The sequence below is a fragment of the Pseudomonas sp. S2_F03 genome (assembly GCF_054668335.1).
Genome location: NZ_CP162759.1, coordinates 4,180,333 through 4,198,236, shown reverse-complemented (window position 1 = coordinate 4,198,236; position 17,904 = coordinate 4,180,333). Strand labels below are relative to the sequence as shown.

General features: G+C 58.9%; 6 protein-coding genes and 9 pseudogenes. 9 read left to right on the top strand and 6 right to left on the bottom strand.

Annotated elements, in window-relative coordinates:
• Positions 1-55: 55 nt before the first annotated feature.
• From ydcS to AB4N76_RS19540, 6 genes and pseudogenes are all read left to right on the top strand, one after another.
• Positions 56-1,206 (top strand): annotated as a pseudogene (gene ydcS / locus AB4N76_RS19565) (putative ABC transporter substrate-binding protein YdcS).
• 191 nt (positions 1,207-1,397) lie between these two features.
• Positions 1,398-2,441 (top strand): ABC transporter ATP-binding protein, encoded by a 1,044-nt coding sequence (locus AB4N76_RS19560; protein WP_460163408.1) that lies wholly within the window; start codon positions 1,398-1,400, stop codon positions 2,439-2,441.
• Positions 2,438-3,388: pseudogene (locus AB4N76_RS19555) on the top strand (ABC transporter permease). The gene AB4N76_RS19560 and the pseudogene AB4N76_RS19555 overlap by 4 nt, the downstream one beginning before the upstream one ends.
• Positions 3,378-4,188, top strand: a pseudogene (locus AB4N76_RS19550) (ABC transporter permease). The pseudogenes AB4N76_RS19555 and AB4N76_RS19550 overlap by 11 nt, the downstream one beginning before the upstream one ends.
• 89 nt (positions 4,189-4,277) lie before the next feature.
• Positions 4,278-5,707 (top strand): annotated as a pseudogene (locus AB4N76_RS19545) (gamma-aminobutyraldehyde dehydrogenase); the annotation flags it as partial.
• Positions 5,708-5,934: 227 nt separating this feature from the next.
• Positions 5,935-7,428: pseudogene (locus AB4N76_RS19540) on the top strand (APC family permease).
• Positions 7,429-7,472: 44 nt separating this feature from the next.
• On the opposite strand, the pseudogene AB4N76_RS19535 reads toward AB4N76_RS19540, so the two are convergent.
• Both AB4N76_RS19535 and AB4N76_RS19530 read right to left on the bottom strand, forming a co-directional pair.
• Positions 7,473-8,099: pseudogene (locus tag AB4N76_RS19535) on the bottom strand (RloB family protein).
• A gap of 2 nt (positions 8,100-8,101) precedes the next feature.
• Positions 8,102-9,356: pseudogene (locus AB4N76_RS19530) on the bottom strand (AAA family ATPase).
• 436 nt (positions 9,357-9,792) lie between these two features.
• On the opposite strand from AB4N76_RS19530, the gene AB4N76_RS19525 reads away from it, so the two are divergent.
• Positions 9,793-10,302, top strand: coding sequence for a BRO-N domain-containing protein (locus AB4N76_RS19525; RefSeq protein ID WP_460163407.1), 510 nt, complete (start codon positions 9,793-9,795; stop codon positions 10,300-10,302).
• 78 nt (positions 10,303-10,380) lie between these two features.
• Here the strand turns inward: AB4N76_RS19525 and AB4N76_RS19520 are convergent, their stop codons facing one another.
• On the bottom strand, positions 10,381-10,566 hold the full coding sequence (locus AB4N76_RS19520; protein WP_046029626.1) for a hypothetical protein: 186 nt from the start codon (positions 10,564-10,566) through the stop codon (positions 10,381-10,383).
• A 448-nt stretch (positions 10,567-11,014) separates the two neighbouring features.
• Between AB4N76_RS19520 and AB4N76_RS19515 the strand changes: the two genes are divergently transcribed.
• Positions 11,015-12,640, top strand: a complete 1,626-nt coding sequence (locus tag AB4N76_RS19515; RefSeq protein WP_046029059.1) for a glucan biosynthesis protein D — start codon at positions 11,015-11,017, stop codon at positions 12,638-12,640.
• Between the two features lie 192 nt (positions 12,641-12,832).
• Here the strand turns inward: AB4N76_RS19515 and AB4N76_RS19510 are convergent, their stop codons facing one another.
• The 3 genes and pseudogenes from AB4N76_RS19510 to AB4N76_RS19500 all read right to left on the bottom strand — a co-directional run bounded on the left by AB4N76_RS19510 (position 12,833) and on the right by AB4N76_RS19500 (position 16,470).
• A complete protein-coding gene (locus tag AB4N76_RS19510) occupies positions 12,833-13,939 on the bottom strand; it encodes an NADH:flavin oxidoreductase/NADH oxidase (RefSeq protein ID WP_046029058.1) in 1,107 nt (368 codons plus the stop codon).
• A 223-nt stretch (positions 13,940-14,162) separates the two neighbouring features.
• Positions 14,163-15,872: pseudogene (gene recJ, locus AB4N76_RS19505) on the bottom strand (single-stranded-DNA-specific exonuclease RecJ).
• A 55-nt stretch (positions 15,873-15,927) separates the two neighbouring features.
• Positions 15,928-16,470, bottom strand: a complete 543-nt coding sequence (locus tag AB4N76_RS19500; protein ID WP_046029054.1) for a YaeQ family protein — start codon at positions 16,468-16,470, stop codon at positions 15,928-15,930.
• 147 nt (positions 16,471-16,617) lie between these two features.
• On the opposite strand from AB4N76_RS19500, the pseudogene AB4N76_RS19495 reads away from it, so the two are divergent.
• A pseudogene (locus tag AB4N76_RS19495) lies at positions 16,618-17,814 on the top strand (CaiB/BaiF CoA transferase family protein); the annotation flags it as partial.
• Positions 17,815-17,904 lie beyond the last annotated feature (90 nt).

The following is a 17,904-nucleotide window of genomic DNA, read 5'->3' as shown; positions in this document are numbered from 1 at the left end:
ATGCTTCACCACGTTCACAACTGCCCCGACCATAATTAAAGAAGAGGGAATTCCCATGTTCGTGCACAAGACCGCACTGCTCAGTGCAATCACTACAGCGCTGCTGGCCAGCGCCAGCCTCCAGGCCGCTGAACCGCTGAAAGCGGTCGGCGCCGGCGAAGGTCAGCTGGATATCGTGGCCTGGCCCGGCTACATCGAACGTGGCGAAAGCGACAAGGCCTACGACTGGGTCACCGGTTTCGAGAAGGAAACCGGCTGCAAAGTGAACGTGAAGACTGCGGCCACTTCCGATGAAATGGTCAGCTTGATGGCCAAGGGCGGTTACGACCTGGTGACCGCGTCGGGCGATGCCTCGTTGCGGTTGATTGGCGGCAAGCGTGTGCAGCCGATCAACACGGCGTTGATCCCGAACTGGAAGAACATTGACCCTCGCCTCAAAGACGGGGCTGGTACGTCGTCAATAAACAAACCTATGGCACCCCGTACCAGTGGGGCCCGAACGTGTTGATGTACAACACCAATGTGTTCAAGACCGCGCCGACCAGCTGGGGCGTGGTGTTCAATGCGGAAAACCTGCCGGACGGCAAGCCAAACAAGGGTCGCGTGCAGGCTTATGACGGCCCGATCTACATCGCCGATGCGGCGCTGTACCTCAAGGCCACCAAACCGGAGCTGGGCATCCAGAGCCCTTACGAACTGACCGAAGCACAGTACAAAGCCGTGCTGGATCTGTTGCGCGCCCAGCAGCCGTTGATCCACCGCTACTGGCACGACACCACCGTGCAGATGAGTGACTTCAAGAACGAAGGCGTGGTCGCGTCCAGTGCCTGGCCGTATCAGGTCAACGGCCTGATGAACGAGAAGCAGCCGATCGCTTCGACCATCCCGAAAGAAGGCGCCACCGGTTGGGCCGACACCACCATGTTGCACGCCGAGGCCAAGCACCCGAACTGCGCTTACAAGTGGATGGACTGGTCGCTGCAACCGAAAGTCCAGGGTGATGTGGCGGCCTGGTTCGGCTCCTTGCCAGCGGTGCCGGCGGCGTGCACCGGCAGCGAACTGCTGGGCGCCGAGGGCTGCAAAACCAACGGTTTCGACCAGTTCGAAAAGATCGCCTTCTGGAAAACCCCGCAGGCTGAAGGCGGCAAGTTCGTGCCATACAGCCGCTGGACCCAGGACTACATCGCGATCATGGGCGGCCGATAAGCCCCCCGTAGCAGCTGCCGAGGCACGAGGCTGCGTTGCTGTGTCCGCAGGACCGCCCTCGGGGCCGCTGCGCAGCCCAACGCAGCCTCGTACCTCGACAGCTGCTACGACGCTGTTCATTAAGTTTCAGCTTTTTCAGAAGTCCTGGCAGGGCCGCTGCGACGGCCCTCGCCTTTTTGGAGCACCGCACCATGACGCTTGCAGTCCAGTTCACCAACGTTTCCCGTCTGTTCGGCGAAGTGAAAGCCGTAGACCGGGTTTCCATCGACATCCAGGACGGCGAGTTTTTCTCCATGCTGGGCCCTTCCGGCTCGGGCAAAACCACCTGTTTGCGCCTGATCGCCGGTTTCGAACAACCGAGCGCAGGCTCTATCCGGATTCACGGCGAAGAGGCCGCCGGGTTGCCGCCGTATGAGCGTGACGTCAACACGGTGTTTCAGGATTACGCCCTGTTTCCGCACATGAATGTGCGCGACAACGTCGCCTATGGTTTGAAAGTCAAAGGCGTCGGCAAGGCCGAGCGCCAGAAACGCGCCGAAGAAGCCCTCGACATGGTCGCCCTCGGTGGCTACGGCGAGCGCAAACCGGTGCAACTGTCCGGCGGTCAACGTCAGCGTGTGGCCCTGGCCCGCGCACTGGTCAATCGCCCGCGTGTGCTGCTGCTCGACGAACCCTTGGGCGCCCTCGACTTGAAGCTGCGCGAGCAAATGCAGAGCGAGCTGAAGAAACTGCAACGCCAGCTCGGCATCACGTTCATTTTCGTCACCCATGACCAGACCGAAGCGCTGTCGATGTCCGACCGCGTGGCCGTGTTCAACAAGGGCCGCATCGAACAGGTCGACACCCCGCGCAACCTCTACATGAAACCGGCAACGACCTTCGTCGCCGAATTCGTCGGCACCTCCAACGTGATTCGCGGCGATCTGGCCAAGCAGTTGAGCGGCAATCCACAGCCGTTCTCGATTCGTCCCGAACACGTGCGTTTCGCCGAAGGCCCGCTGGCCGGCCACGAAATCGAAGTCAGCGGATTGCTGCACGACATCCAGTACCAGGGCAGCGCTACTCGCTACGAACTGAAGCTGGAAAACGGCCAGACCCTGAACATCAGCCAGGCCAACAATCAATGGCTGGACGTCAGCGCCCAGCACCAGACCGGGCAACGCATCAGCGCACGCTGGGCACGGGAAGCCATGATCCCGTTGCATCGACACCGTTGCCGGCGGGGTGTGAGATGACCAGCGTGGTTATCCCTCAAACCCCGGCCGGCGGCTCGCCGTTGCGCAGGTTTTCCAACCTGCTGTATCGCCGGCCGAATTTTACCTGTCATTGCTGCTGGTGCCGCCACTGCTGTGGTTCGGCGCGATCTATCTCGGCTCGTTGCTGGTGCTGCTGTGGCAAGGCTTCTACACCTTCGATGACTTCACCATGGCGGTCACACCCGACCTGACCCTGGCGAACTTCGCAGCGCTGTTTCAGCCGTCGAACTTCGACATCATCCTGCGCACCTTGAGCATGGCTGTCGTCGTGTCGATTGCCAGCGCCATCGTCGCGTTCCCGATTGCCTACTACATGGCGCGCTACACCACCGGCAAGACCAAGGCGTTTTTCTACATCGCGGTGATGATGCTGATGTGGGCCAGTTACATCGTCAAGGCGTATGCCTGGACCTTGCTACTGGCCAAGGGCGGCGTCGCGCAGTGGTTCGTTCAACACATGGGGCTGGAGCCGGTGTTGCAGTTTGTGCTGGGCATTCCGGCCGTGGGCGGCAGCACCTTGTCGACCTCGCACCTGGGGCGCTTCATGGTGTTCGTCTACATCTGGCTGCCGTTCATGATTCTGCCGATCCAGGCATCGCTGGAACGTCTGCCGCCGTCCTTGCTGCAAGCCTCGGCCGACCTTGGCGCCAGCCACGCCAGACCTTCATGCCAAGTGATTCTGCCGCTGTCGATTCCCGGCATCGCCGCCGGTCTCGATCTTCATCGATTCTCGCTGACCCTGGGCGACTTCATCGTGCCGCAACTGGTCGGCCTCGCCGGGCTACTTCGTCGGCAGCATGGTGTACGCCCAGCAAGGCGCGATCGGCAACATGCCGATGGCCGCGGCCTTCACGCTGGTGCCAATTGTGCTGATCGCCATTTACCTGTCCATCGTCGAACGACTGGGGGCCTTCGATGCACTCTGACAAAGCCTCTTGGGGCCTGAAAATCGCAGCCTGGGGCGGATTGGTGTTTTTGCACTTCCCGATCCTGATCATCTTCATGTACGCCTTCAATACCGAAGACGCGGCTTTCAGCTTTCCGCCCAAGGGTTTCACCCTGAAGTGGATAGGCGTGGCGTTCTCGCGCCCCGACGTGCTGGAAGCGATCAAGTTGTCGTTGCAGGATCGCTTCGATCGCCACGCTGATCGCCATGGTCCTCGGCACGCTGGCTTCAGCGGCGTTGTACCGGCGCGACTTTTGGCAAGCAAGGCATTTCGCTGATGCTGATCCTGCCGATTGCGTTGCCGGGGATCATCACCGGGATCGCCTTGCTGGCGACCTTCAAGACCTTGGGGATCGAGCCGGGGATGTTCACCATCATCGTCGGCCACGCGACCTTCTGCGTGGTGATCGTCTACAACAACGTCATCGCCCGCTTTACGCCGTACTTCACACAGCCTGATCGAAGCGTCCATGGACCTCGGCGCCGATGGCTGGCAGACCTTCCGCTACATCGTCCTGCCGAACCTCGGCTCGGCGTTGCTGGCCGGCGGCATGCTCGCCTTTGCCTTGTCGTTCGACGAAATCATCGTCACCACCTTCACCGCCGGCCATGAAACGCACCTTGCCGCTGTGGCTGCTCAACCAGCTCAGCCGCCCACGGGACGTGCCGGTGACCAACGTCGTCGCGATGCTGGTGATGATCGTGACCATGCTGCCGATCCTCGGCGCCTATTACCTGACCCGGGGCGGTGAGAGTGTGGCCGGTAGCGGCGGGAAATAACTGAAAACCCTTACTCCCGGTAGGAACCGGCTCCCACATTTGAGCCGGTTCCCACAGAAGAAAACAACAGTTGCGATGAGGACAATGCCATGCAAACCAAACTCTTGATCAACGGCCAACTGATCGACGGCGAAGGCCCCGCCCAATCCGTGTTCAACCCGGCCCTGGGTCGCGTACTGGTCGAAATCAACGAAGCCAGCGAGGCCCAGGTCGATGCCGCCGTGCGTGCGGCGGATGCCGCGTTCGACAGCTGGTCGCAAACCCCGCCCAAAGAACGCTCGCTGCTGCTGCTCAAACTCGCCGACGCCATCGAAGCCCTATGGCGAAGAACTGGCCGAAACTGGAATCGGACAACTGCGGCGAACCGTCACAGGCGCCGCGTTGAACGACGAGATCCCGGCGATTGCCGACGTGTTCCGCTTCTTCGCCGGCGCCAGCCGTTGCATGAAGCGGTTCGGCGGGCGGTGAATACCTGCCGGGCCATACCTCGATGATCCGCCGCGATCCGGTGGGCGTGATCGCCTCCATCGCGCCGTGGAACTACCCGCTGATGATGGTACGCCTGGAAAATCGCCCCGGCCCTGGCCGCCGGTAATACCGTGGTGCTCAAGCCGTCGGAACAAACCCCGCTGACCGCCCTGCGCCTGGCCGAACTGGCGTCGGAAATTTTCCCGGCCGGCGTGCTCAACCTGGTGTTTGGCCGTGGTCCTACCGTGGGCAGCCCGTTGGTCACGCACCCCAAAGTGCGCACTGGTGTCGCTGACCGGTTCGATCGCCACCGGCTCGAACATCATTTCCAGCACCGCCGATACGGTTAAACGCATGCACATGGAACTGGGCGGCAAAGCCCCGGTGATCATCTTTGACGACGCCGACATCGACGCCGCCGTGGAAGGCATCCGCACCTTTGGTTTCTACAACGCCGGTCAGGACTGCACGGCGGCATGCCGCATCTATGCGCAGGCAGGCATCTACGAAAAATTCGTCGAGAAGCTCGGCGAGGCGGTCAGCAGCATCAAGTACGGCTTGCAGGATGATCCGTCGACCGAACTGGGGCCGCTGATCACCGCCCAACATCGCGACCGCGTGGCCGGGTTTGTCGAGCGCGCCATTCGCACAACCGCACATCCGTTTGATCACCGGCGGCAAGTCGGTGGACGGCAATGGCTTCTTCTTCGAGCCGACCGTACTGGCCGACGCCCAGCAGGATGACGAAATTGTTCGCCGCGAAGTGTTCGGACCTGTGGTGCCGGTCACAAAGTTCAGCGATGAAGCCCCGTGCTGGGCTGGGCCAATGATTCGGACTACGGCCTGGCGTCGTCGGTCTGGACGGCGGATGTCGGTCGCGCGCATCGCCTGTCTGCCCGCCTGCAGGTACGGCTGCACCTGGGTGAATACGCACTTCATGCTGGTCAGCGAAATGCCCCACGGCGGTCAGAAACTGTCCGGTTATGGCAAAGACATGTCGATGTACGGGCTGGAGGACTACACCGTCGTCCGGCATGTGATGTTCAAGCACTACAAGCTTCCGCGAGCAAGCCCGCTCCCACATTTGACCGCATTCCCCGTGGGAGCGGGCTTGCTCGCGAAGGCGTCACCTCGGTTTCAAGGCAGAAACCGGCAGTACGCACCACCCAGGTTCCACCCCAAAGAAGTCAAACAATAACCACCGATCCGGGCAGTGCCGTCATGGCCCCGCCACGGTTTCGGACATCCGAAATCTGCCGATTTTCCGGAGCTAACACCATGGATACAACACCCGAACTCGCTGTCCCCGTCGCTGACAGCGACGCCGAGCAGTTACGCAAACTGGGTTACACGTCGAACTTCAATCGCAGCATGAGCCTGTGGGAAAACTTCGCCCTGGGCTTCACGTACCTCTCGCCCGTCGTAGGGGTTTATACCCTCTTCGGCCTGTGCCTCGCCAGCTGGCGGACCACCGATGTTCTGGGCCTATTTGCTGGTCGGATGCGGCCAGTTGCTGGTGTGCCTGATCTTCGGTGAAGTGGTTTCGCAATTCCCGATTTCCGGTGGCGTCTACCCGTGGGCCCGTCGTTTAGTGGGCAAGCGCTGGGCGTGGATGGTCGGCTGGATCTACTCCATCGCCCTGTGCGTGACCATCGCCGCGGTTGCCGTGGGTGCCGGTCCGTACCTGGCGGCCATGATGGGTTTTGAACCGAGCAACAACACCAACATCATCATCGCGCTGTTGCTGACGCTGTTTGCCACGTTGGTCAACCTCAGCGGCACCAAGGTGCTGGCGCGCATCGCCATGTTCGGCTTCCTGTGCGAATTGGTGGGCGCGGTGATCGTCGGCATTTACCTGCTGGTCTTCGAGCGTCATCAACCGCTCAGCGTGTTGTTCAACACCTTCGACATCAGATGTTGACGGCTCCTGTACCTGCCAGCCTTCCTGACCGCTTCGCTGGCGGGGATGTTCCTGTACTACGGCTTCGAGGCCTGCGGCGATGTGGCCGAAGAAACCCCGAACCCGAGCAAGAAAATCCCGGTGGCCATGCGCATGACCATCCTACATCGGTGGCATCGCGGCGATGTTCGCCTGCCTGGCGCTGATCCTCGCCGTGCCAGACATGCAAGCCGTGATCAATGGCACCGACAAGGACCCGGTCACCACCATCCTCAACAACGCCTTCGGCCCGGTCGGTTCGAAAGTGGTGATGGGCGTGGTGATGATTTCCTTCATCTCCTGTGTCATCAGCCTGCAAGCGGCGGCGAGTCGTCTGCTGTATTCCTACGCTCGGGATGAAATGGTCATCGGCAGCTGACTGCTGAAGAAGATTTCTCCTACGACCCAGGTTCCGGTTGCAGCGCTGTTCAGTGTCCGGCGTCCTGCCGGCGCTGATCGTCGTGCTGGGCTTCTTCCTGCAGGATGCGGTGGCCACCATCGTCAGCTTCGCTTCCGCCATCGGCATCTACCTGGCGTTCCAGATGATCGTGCTCGGGGCTCTCTACGCCCGTATGAAGAGCTGGAAACCAAGCGGCAAATTCACCCTCGGTGCGTGGGGCTGGATCGTGAACATCGGCGCGCTGGCGTATGGCATTGGCGCAATCATCAACATGGCCTGGCCACGTACGCCGGATGCGGCGTGGTACATCAACTACGCCGTGGTGCTGGGCACGGCCATCGTGATTGGCCTGGGGTTGTTGGTGCATGAGGATTGCCAAGCCGTATGACCACGGGACTGCGCCTGCGGGGATGCGTGGAAGGTTAGTCGGTAAAGATGACTTTCTCAGCCCGCAGCGATGCGGGCTGGTTGGTGGTGTTAAATCGGTTGAGGTTTGGAGAGACTTTCAAACTCGTCCATCAATAGATGGATTTCGGTACTCAGGTTGGCTTCGCCGCTAATGGCGACATCCTCGATAATCTTTGGCGCTAAAGCTCTTGCCCTTTGAAATGGCCTCCCAAGAGTTTGGCGAAATAGTTGATGTCTTCGCCCTTCGCATACTTATCCATGTTGGGCTTTTCTCTGAGGCTCTTGGCTACCAAGTCGCCTGGAGAGCACTTCCCGACCGCACGAAAAGGCTTTCGATTGAACCCAAAATGCAGAAGAAGCCAAAACTCAAAACAGGGGTATGAAGCGATGACCTTGATTTTCGGATGCGGCTCTAGCCAGATTAATTGCTCGCTCAAAACACAAATGCGTATCGCGATCCAAGGCACAAAACACCTTATCGAATCCTTTCTGACGGGCGATGGCTGTTTTTACAATGCCACTTGGTGTGTGATGCCGCAGTGGGCAATGTCCACTTGAGCATTGGCGCGAAAATGAAATGCGGCCTCTTCCAGGTATCGTTTTCCTGGACTTGCTGTCTTCACAGAGAATCAGCACTTTGGGTTGAGGCTTGAACCGGGATGCCTTTCGATCAAACAGCCGTATAGGGCGTGCCATGATCAGCCCTGCCTTATCAACGGTAATCCGCGATAACGGCCTTCAAAGTAGCGCTTCTCGACGTCCTTCCTTCTCGTCCTTCAGAAATCAGTGAACCGAATAAAGACAGGTTGCACCGTTGGCATCGCGCTCGGTGATCCAGAACTGATCGCGCCGAAGTGTTTTGGCGTTCATTAGATGAGTGTCATGGGTGGTAAAGATCAGTTGAGTATCCAGCCCACTGTCCAAGTGTTTCTCAATCAGGTCATCAACGATTGAAGGGTGAAGGCTGCTGTCCAACTCATCGACAGAAAGAATCCCGCTCCCATCGGCGTGATTGATCATGAACCAGGGCAGCCAGAATCCGATCAGGTTTTTTGTACCCCCGACTCCTCTGAAAAATCGAATTCGGCTTTTCCAAGAAGGCTCGTATGCGTCAGGGTAACTTTGTCTTTTTGGGCGGCCGCAAAGAACTCTTTCAGCGTGAGTTTTTTGCAGGTTGAACAGATTCCGCGTCTTCGGTGTTGAGGTGGATAGCTGACACAGGGATATCCACATCCTTTAGAAAATCTCGCAAATTGCCGGTGTGATCCGAAGCAATCTTCAGAAATCTGATGGACGCGGCTGACAGCCCCATGAAGTTGTTCTGCTCGATCACGAGTAGACCGGTTTGAAACCAGCCAAAAACGGACCCCGCAACTGGGTCAGCTCTTCGCTACTGTTCGCTATCGCCTGCGAAATAAACAATGTTTTGGGGCTCGTCAGTCGCCGCCACGCATTGTGGACTTCTTTACCACCCTCAAGGTGTGCTCCAAAAATATACTGCTCACCCTCCTCCGCAAAACGACGCTGATACAGCAGCACTTCCTTGCCTTTGGGGTATGAAACCAGTTGTTCCTCGATAATCCGCAGAGCAGTCAGGCGCAGAACAAACCGATATCGGAGCCCGCGTTGAATGAAGTTGTACTCAAAACAACTGGGTTCATGTTGGAGTTTCGGGTCAAAACGAAAGGGCGAAACCGGTAGCGGTTCATCATTTGAGGACGGTAATGCTGTGAGCAACTGTCCGATGATTCCCATCGCCCGAATGAGCGAAGATTTACCAGACGCATTCGGCCCGTAGATCGCCGCCACCTTCAACAAATCCGGCAGTTTTTCTCCATTTACCGGCGGCGCGAACAGGTTGCGCTTTTTGCTCAAGCGCGGCGTCGCAGCCATGGACAGGGTTTGTTTGTCACGGAAGGAGCGATAGTTGGAAACAGAGAATTCGATCAACATGTAGCAAACCTGCAGTTCGTTCCTGAAAACGAAAAAACTATAGGAAAAACCTGGGCTGGGATGCTGCATCAGTGCATTTCAAGTAAAAACAGGAAATTCCTACAGCCCGAGCCTTCAAGTTAAAAGCCCCATTCCTACGGCATGCGTCGCCAGAGTAGACTTGGCGCCGCGAGCGCCTGAGAGATAGGCTTTACCTCGTCGCTGCCAAATCAGCGACCCGGGGTCGAAGCCGGAACACTATCAACATGGCGCATCCGCGCCCCCATATGAACTGGGGCAATTTTTTGCCTTTCAGTTTCGCTTTATGGTGGGCCGTGTGGCGCGGGCCTCTTGGCTTCATGTTGATCGAGAATGTCCCGACTTCGAACGCCGCACGGTCCGCCACCCAAATCTGTCGAAGGATCAGTGGCGGCTCCTTTTCAACATGGAGTCGAAAATGCTTGAGCACACGCTAAATCCGTCCAAAATCCATCCTCATTTCACCCCTACCGTCTTCACCCGCCACAACCGCTTTCTTCACACCTTCATGCACGCCAACCAGGCTTGGTTCTGCGTCCAGGACCTCGGTCGCCTGATGGGCCGCCCTCTGGATCAACGCCTCACCCTGAAGCTCGATCCCGATCAGCGCCAACAGGTCTTGTTGCTGAGGAACGGCAAAACCATTGAATCGTTGATGGTCAGCGAATCTGGGATGTACGCCCTGCTGGTTCACCATTTCGTCCCGGAAAACCGAAACTTGCGCCAATGGCTAAGCAACGAGGTCATACCTACCCTGCGTGAGTCGAAAGCTGCTGTGGATAACATTCCAAGCCTGAGTTCATTGCAATGGGCAGGCATCTCGGTGCCGCTGCTGCATTGGCAACATCAAGCCTGGATCAAATGGCGGGACATGCCTGACCTGATGCAAGTACAACGACCCTTCAAGATCATGGGCACTTGCAGTTGAAGACAGGGTAAAAAATGAAAAAGGGGCGGACTTCACAGTCCGCCCCTTGGCTTTCCAACAAGACTTAATCTCAAACCTTCAAAACCGCGAAACACTCCGCATCGCATCCACCAGATACCGCATCGCAATCCGGTCGCTCTCCGACAGCTCGCGATACCGTTGCAGCAACTTCAGCTCGTCCGGGCTGAGCCGACGCCTTCGTCGGCCGCTCGCCAAGCACGGAAGGATTCCTAACATATCGGTGAGTCCTTGTACTTTCGTCATGGACGATGTCCTTCTATAGGTCTGTGGAAACTTCAAAAACCGCATCGCCCTTTCCTCTTCATCAGTCGCCGGCCTGAAGGGCAGAAACCGGTCATGACCACAGAATAGAAACTATCTGCGCGCTGAAAAGCGATTTTAGAGTAATTAGTCAAAAAAAGCAGGAATGCCCTATAAATCAGAAAGTACTGTCGGAAAACTTCACCGACATTTCTTGTTTCATTGCCACACTGACAAAGTGTTACCCATCAATTCTTGTCTGCAACCGAACGGTTTAAGCTATTTGGCATCTGTTTAGGGGGCGTTCTCAATTAGTTTCCCCGGCACGGTGGGGAAACTAATTGAGAACGCCCCAAGTCTGTTGCGTTTGGCCGAAGGCATGTCCGAACCGATATTTTTGATCCAGCACGTGCCAGGAACGGCGCGGGATTGTTCACGACAGGTTGTACTTATGCATCGCAGGAACTTGCTCAAAGCGTCCATGGCCATCGCGGCTTACACCGGTTTGTCTGCCACCGGCCTGTTGGCCGCCCGCGCCTGGGCGGGCAATGGCACAGCGGATGGCGAGGCCCAGGCCTTCGATTTCGAAGCACTGAAAATTCAGGCCAAGCAACTTGCCGGCAACCGCTATCAGGACACCAAGCAGGTGCTGCCGCCAACGCTGGCGACCATGACGCCGCAGAATTTCAACGCCATCCGCTACGACGCGAACCATTCGCTGTGGAAAGACCTGAACGGTCAGCTGGATGTGCAGTTTTTCCACGTCGGCATGGGGTTCAAGCAGCCGGTTCGCATGTACAGCGTCGATCCCAAGACGCGTCAGGCGCGCGAGGTGCATTTCCGTCCTTCCCTGTTCAACTATGAAAAAACTACGGTCGACACCAAACAACTGACGGGCGATTTGGGGTTTTCCGGGTTCAAGCTGTTCAAGGCCCCGGAGCTGGACAGGCACGACGTGCTGTCCTTCCTTGGCGCGAGTTATTTCCGTGCGGTGGATAACACCGGGCAATACGGTCTATCGGCACGTGGCCTGGCAATCGATACCTACGCGAAGAAGCGCGAGGAATTTCCGGACTTCACCAAGTTCTGGTTCGAGACTCCGGACAAGGACAGCACCCGTTTTGTGGTCTATGCCCTGCTGGATTCGCCGAGCGCCACCGGCGCTTACCGTTTTGATATCGATTGCCAGGCCAATCAGGTGGTCATGGCGGTCGATGCCCACGTCAACGCGCGTACTGCCATCGAGCAACTGGGGATCGCACCCATGACCAGCATGTTCAGCTGTGGCACCCATGAACGGCGCATGTGCGACACCATTCACCCACAGATTCACGACTCGGACCGTCTGGCGATGTGGCGTGGTAATGGCGAGTGGATCTGCCGCCCACTGAACAACCCGGCGAAACTGCAATTCAACGCCTTCGCCGACACCGATCCCAAAGGCTTCGGCCTGGTGCAGACGGACCATGAGTTCGCCAGCTATCAGGACACGGTCGACTGGTACAGCAAGCGTCCGAGCCTGTGGGTAGAACCTACAACCGCGTGGGGCGAAGGCTCTATCGATCTGCTGGAAATTCCTACGACCGGTGAAACACTGGATAACATCGTCGCGTTCTGGACCCCGAAAAAACCGGTCGCGGCCGGTGACTCCCTGAACTATGGCTACAAGCTGTACTGGAGCGCGCTGCCACCGGTCGGCACGCCATTGGCTCGGGTCAACGCCACCCGTTCGGGCATGGGCGGCTTCACCGAGGGCTGGGCGCCGGGCGAGCACTACCCCGAAGTCTGGGCGCGGCGTTTTGCCGTGGACTTCACTGGCGGCGGCCTCGATCGCTTGCCCGAAGGTGCCGGGATCGAGCCGGTGGTGACGTGCTCGAACGGGCAGGTGAAGGATTTCAACGTGCTGGTGCTCGATGACATCAAGGGTTACCGCATCACCTTCGACTGGTTCCCGACCAATGACAGCGTCGAGCCGGTGGAGCTGCGGTTGTTCATTCGAACCAATGACCGGACGTTGAGTGAAACCTGGTTGTATCAGTATTTCCCGCCAGCGCCGGATAAGCGTAAGTACACCTGACAGTTAATGGTTGTCTGGGCTGGCCCCATCGCGAGCAAGCTCAGCGCCTACAAGTGTATGCGTTCGATACGATACCCTTGTAGGCGCTGGAGCTTGCTCGCGATGAGGGCCTGACAGACAACAAACCTCAGTGCACAGAAACGCAAAAGCCCCAGTCAACTCGACCGGGGCTTTTTGGTTTTACAGCGTCAATCAGTCACGCAAATCCGACTCATGAATCGGCTGCTCCCGATGGGTCGCGCGTTGGTATTGCGCCGGCCAGATGGCCTTGCGTCCACCCAGGTCATCATCGGCATGCAGCGGCCAATACGGGTCGCGCAACAACTCGCGGGCCAGGAAGATGATGTCCGCCTGACAGGTGCGCAAAATGTGCTCGGCTTGCGCCGGCTCGGTAATCATTCCTACCGTGCCAGTGGCGATGCCTGACTCCTTGCGCACACGCTCAGCGAAGCGGGTTTGATAACCGGGCCCTGTCGGAATTTCGGCATTGGCTGCCGTACCGCCCGAGGACACGTCAATCAGGTCCACACCCAACGCCTTGAGGCGGCGCGCCAGCTCTACCGTTTCATCCGGGTTCCAGCCGTCTTCCACCCAATCGGTAGCCGACACCCGCACGAACAGCGGCAGCTCTTCAGGCCATACCGCACGCACCGCTTCAGTGACTTGCAGCACCAGCCGAATCCGGTTCTCGAACGAACCGCCAAATTGATCGCGTCGCTGATTGCTCAGGGGCGAAAGAAATTGATGCAACAGGTAACCGTGGGCGGCGTGTATTTCGACCACTTTGAAACCAGCGGTCAGTGCGCGCCGGGCCGAGTCAACAAAAGCCTGGACGACCTCGGCAATCTCGCTTTCATCGAGCTGCCGTGGGTGGGTGTGCTGCGGGTCAAATGCAATCGTCGAAGGCCCCACCGGCACCCAGCCACCGTCTTCGGGCTTGACGCTGCCATGTTTGCCGAGCCACGGCCGATGGGTGCTGGCCTTGCGCCCGGCGTGCGCCAACTGGATACCGGCCACAGATCCCTGGGCGGCGATAAAGCGCGTGATGCGTTGCAGGGGTTCGATCTGTTCGTCGTTCCACAGGCCGAGGTCCTGGTCGGTGATGCGCCCGTCGGCGGTGACCGCCGTGGCTTCGGTAAACACCAGGCCGGCACCGCCGACAGCGCGACTGCCGAGGTGGACGAGGTGCCAGTCATTGGCCAGCCCATCGACGCTGGAGTACTGGCACATCGGGGATACCGCGATACGGTTGAGCAGGGTCAATTGACGCAGGGTATAGGGTTCAAGCAGCAGACTCATGGGTCACCTCTCGTATCAGTGGGCAGGCTCCAGGGTTCTGTTTGAAAAGTCGACGAGTGACATGAAAAAGGCGCAGCACCCGCCCCCGCGGGCAAAAATTCGACAAGACGTCACAAGGATAATCAAGCAGTGATTAGAGCCTAGTCGACATCGGGGGATGAGGGAGGGTTCAGATGAATTGGGGGTCAGAAAGTTTGCTATCGCGGGCAAGCCCGCGATGGAGTCAACGCGGTTCGATGTGGACAATCATCAGCTGAACGGTTTCGTTGCCACGGAACTCGTTGAGGTCGAGCTTGTAGGCCAATTCCACCCACTTGATGGTCGGGTTCGGCCAAATATCGCGGTCGACGCCGAAGGCGATACCGTCGAGTTTGACCGAACCGCATTCGCTTTCAGTACCACTTTGAGGTGACGTTCGCCGACCACGCGCTGCTCGACCAATTGGAACACGCCATGGAACAACGGCTCCGGGAAGTGCTGCCCCCCTAAGGACCGGCATGTCGCAGGGCACGCGCCAGCTCGAGGTGAAACTCTTCGACCGCCAGCGTGCCGTCCGACAGCAGGCGCCCGGTCAGGTCTTCTTCACGCAATTGCCGCCGCACTTCGGCGTCAAAGGCCTCGGCGAACAGCGGAAAATTCGCTTCCGGCAGCGTCAGGCCAGCCGCCATGGCATGACCGCCGTATTTGCTGATCAGGTTCGGATGCTGCGCTGCCACCACGCTCAACGCGTCGCGAATGTGGAAGCCCTGAACCGAACGCCCCGAGCCCTTGAGCAAACCATCGCCCGCATCGGCAAAGGCGATCGTCGGACGGAAATAGCGCTCTTTCATACGCGAAGCGAGGATCCCGATGACCCCTTGGTGCCATTCGGGGTCGAACAGGCATAAGCCGAACGGCATCGACTCGACCGGCAAATCCTTCAGTTGCGCCAGCGCTTCACGCTGCATGCCTTGCTCGATGGATTTGCGGTCCTGGTTCATGCCATCCAGCTGGACGGCCATTTCCCGCGCCATTCCCGCGTCTTCGGTGAGCAGGCATTCGATACCCAGGCTCATGTCGTCCAGCCGCCCTGCCGCGTTCAGGCGCGGGCCGACAATGAAGCCCAAGTCCGTGGAGGTGATGCGTGCAGGTTCGCGCTTGGCCACTTCCAGGATGGCCTTGATTCCCGGCCGGGCACGGCCGGCGCGAATTCGCTCCAGGCCCTGGTGCACCAGAATCCGGTTGTTGGCATCCAGCGGCACCACGTCGGCAACGCTGCCCAGCGCCACCAGGTCGAGCAGTTCACCGATGTTTGGCTGCGGGCGGCTCTCGTACCACCCGAGGCTGCGCAGACGGGCGCGAAGAGCCATCAGCACATAAAAATCACCCCGACGCCGGCCAGCGCCTTGCTCGGAAACTCGCACCCTGGCTGGTTCGGGTTGACGATGGCATCGGCCAGCGGCAGTTCATCGCCCGGTAAGTGGTGATCGGTAACCAGCACGTTCAGGCCATGCTGCTTCGCCGCCGCGACACCTTCGACGCTGGAGATCCCGTTGTCCACGGTAATCAGCAGCTGTGGCGAACGGGTCAACGCCACTTCGACGATTTCCGGTGTCAGGCCGTAGCCATACTCAAAACGGTTCGGCACCAGGTAGTCGACATGAGCGGCGCCCAGCAGGCGCAATCCCAACACGCCCACGGTGCTGGCGGTCGCGCCATCGGCGTCGAAGTCGCCGACGATCAGAATCCGCTGCCGCTGCTCCAGCGCCGTCACCAGCAAATCCACGGCGGCATCGATGCCTTTGAGCTGCTGGAACGGAATCAGCCGCGCCAGGCTCTTGTCCAGTTCAGCCTCGGTGAGCACGCCCCGCGCCGCGTACAGGCGGGTCAGCAGCGGTGGCAGATCACCGAGAAATGGCAGAGTGGCAGGCAGTTGGCGAGGATCGATACGCATGGGGTGACGGAGGCTTCTCTTGAATACGTGGGATTAATCGGGTGTCGGCGCAGGATCAGCCGCGCTCACCTTGCAGCCATTGCAACTGGACTTCGTGCTGACCACGGTCGTCGGTCACGAAAATCGTCCCTTCGCTGATCATCACGTCCCACTTGATAACGCGTGGCATGTCCTTGGCCAGGGTTTCCAGGACTTCCTGCGGCACGGCGGCGATGTTGACGTTTTTCAGGGTTTTGATCGCCGGGATCACTTTGGTTTCCCAGACACGCAGGCTGCCGTAGGCCAGCAGGCTGGTGCGTTCGGTGCGACGCGAGCACCAGGTCAGGCGATCGGCATCTGGCTGACCGACTTCGATCCAGTGCAGGACACGGTCGTCCAGGCTCTTTTCCCACAGAGCGGGTTCATCCACGTCTGACAGACCACGACCAAATGACAGCTGCTCGTTGTACCAGAAGGCGTAGGCCAGCAGCCGCACGGTCATGCGCTCTTCGGTTTCCGAAGGGTGACGGGCGATGGTCTGCTTCACAGTCTGGTAAACGCTGCGGTCGAGGTCGGTGAGGTTCAGTTCAAACTTGTAGGTCGTGGACGGCTGGGCCATGAACGGGCTTCTTGATACGAGGAAAGGCGGCAAGTCTAACCGATGCTGTAGGCAATCAACGAATTGAAGGCGATGAACCTTGGTCGTCTGACGTTCGGCTATGTTAAAACGCTGTATCCGCTCAGCCTTTGTCCTACAGGATCCCGCATGCCGCTTACAGGAAAACCGCTCTCAGGTTTGAAAGTCATTGAATTGGGTACGCTGATCGCCGGGCCGTTTGCCTCACGCATTTGCGGCGAGTTTGGCGCTGAAGTGATCAAGATCGAATCCCCCGACGGCGGCGATCCGTTGCGTAAATGGCGAAAACTGTACGAAGGCACCTCGCTGTGGTGGTTCGTTCAGGCGCGCAACAAAAAATCCCTGACACTGAACCTGAAACACCCTGACGGCCTGGCGATTCTGAAAAAGTTGCTGGGCGAAGCCGACATCCTGATCGAGAATTTCCGCCCTGGCGTGCTGGAAAAACTGGGCCTCGGCTGGGAGACCTTGCACGCGCTGAACCCGAAACTGGTGATGGTGCGTCTCTCCGGCTTCGGTCAGACCGGGCCGATGAAAGACCAGCCAGGTTTTGGCGCGGTTGGCGAATCCATGGGCGGTTTGCGCTATATCACCGGTTTCGAAGACCGACCACCGGTACGCACCGGGATTTCCATCGGCGACTCGATCGCGGCGCTCTGGGGCGTGATCGGCGCACTGATGGCCCTGCGTCATCGCGAAGTGAACGGCGGTCTCGGCCAAGTGGTCGACGTGGCGCTGTACGAAGCGATCTTTGCCATGATGGAAAGCATGGTGCCGGAGTTCGATGTGTTTGGTTTCATTCGCGAACGCACCGGCAACATCATGCCGGGCATCACGCCCTCCTCGATCCACACCAGCGCCGACGGCAAACATGTGCAGATCGGCGCCAACGGCGATGCGATTTTCAAACGGTTCATGCTGATCATCGGCCGCGAAGACCTGGCCAATGACCCGGTGCTGGCCAGCAATGACGGGCGTGACAGCCGTCGCGACGAAATTTATGGCGTGATCGATCGCTGGGTCAACTCACTGCCGCTGGACACGGTTATCGAACAGCTGAATCAGGCCGACGTTCCGGCCAGCCGGATCTTCAGTGCCGAAGACATGTTCAGCGATCCGCAGTACCTGGCCCGGGAAATGTTCCTGCAGGCCAAGCTTCCGGACGGCAAAGATTTCAAGATGCCGGGAATCGTGCCGAAACTCTCAGAGACACCCGGCACTTCGCAATGGGTTGGGCCGCAACTGGGCGAGCACAACGCACAGGTACTCCAGGAACTTGGCTATGACGCGACGCAGATCGCACAACTGCGCAAAGACGGAGCTATCTGGGCTGAGGCGCCTGCTTGCGTTGCCCTTTACACCTCGCACGTCGTCCGACGCGCGGGTGACAGGCGCGTTGCTGTTGATATTTCTGCT

What these genes read in the sequence shown, in the direction of transcription:
- AB4N76_RS19520 (WP_046029626.1), bottom strand. Translation starts at nt 10,566, where the DNA reads ATGACGAAAGTACAAGGACTCACCGATATGTTAGGAATCCTTCCGTGC.
- AB4N76_RS19560 (WP_460163408.1), top strand. Translation starts at nt 1,398, where the DNA reads ATGACGCTTGCAGTCCAGTTCACCAACGTTTCCCGTCTGTTCGGCGAA.
- AB4N76_RS19515 (WP_046029059.1), top strand. Translation starts at nt 11,015, where the DNA reads ATGCATCGCAGGAACTTGCTCAAAGCGTCCATGGCCATCGCGGCTTAC.
- AB4N76_RS19500 (WP_046029054.1), bottom strand. Translation starts at nt 16,470, where the DNA reads ATGGCCCAGCCGTCCACGACCTACAAGTTTGAACTGAACCTCACCGAC.
- AB4N76_RS19525 (WP_460163407.1), top strand. Translation starts at nt 9,793, where the DNA reads ATGCTTGAGCACACGCTAAATCCGTCCAAAATCCATCCTCATTTCACC.
- AB4N76_RS19510 (WP_046029058.1), bottom strand. Translation starts at nt 13,939, where the DNA reads ATGAGTCTGCTGCTTGAACCCTATACCCTGCGTCAATTGACCCTGCTC.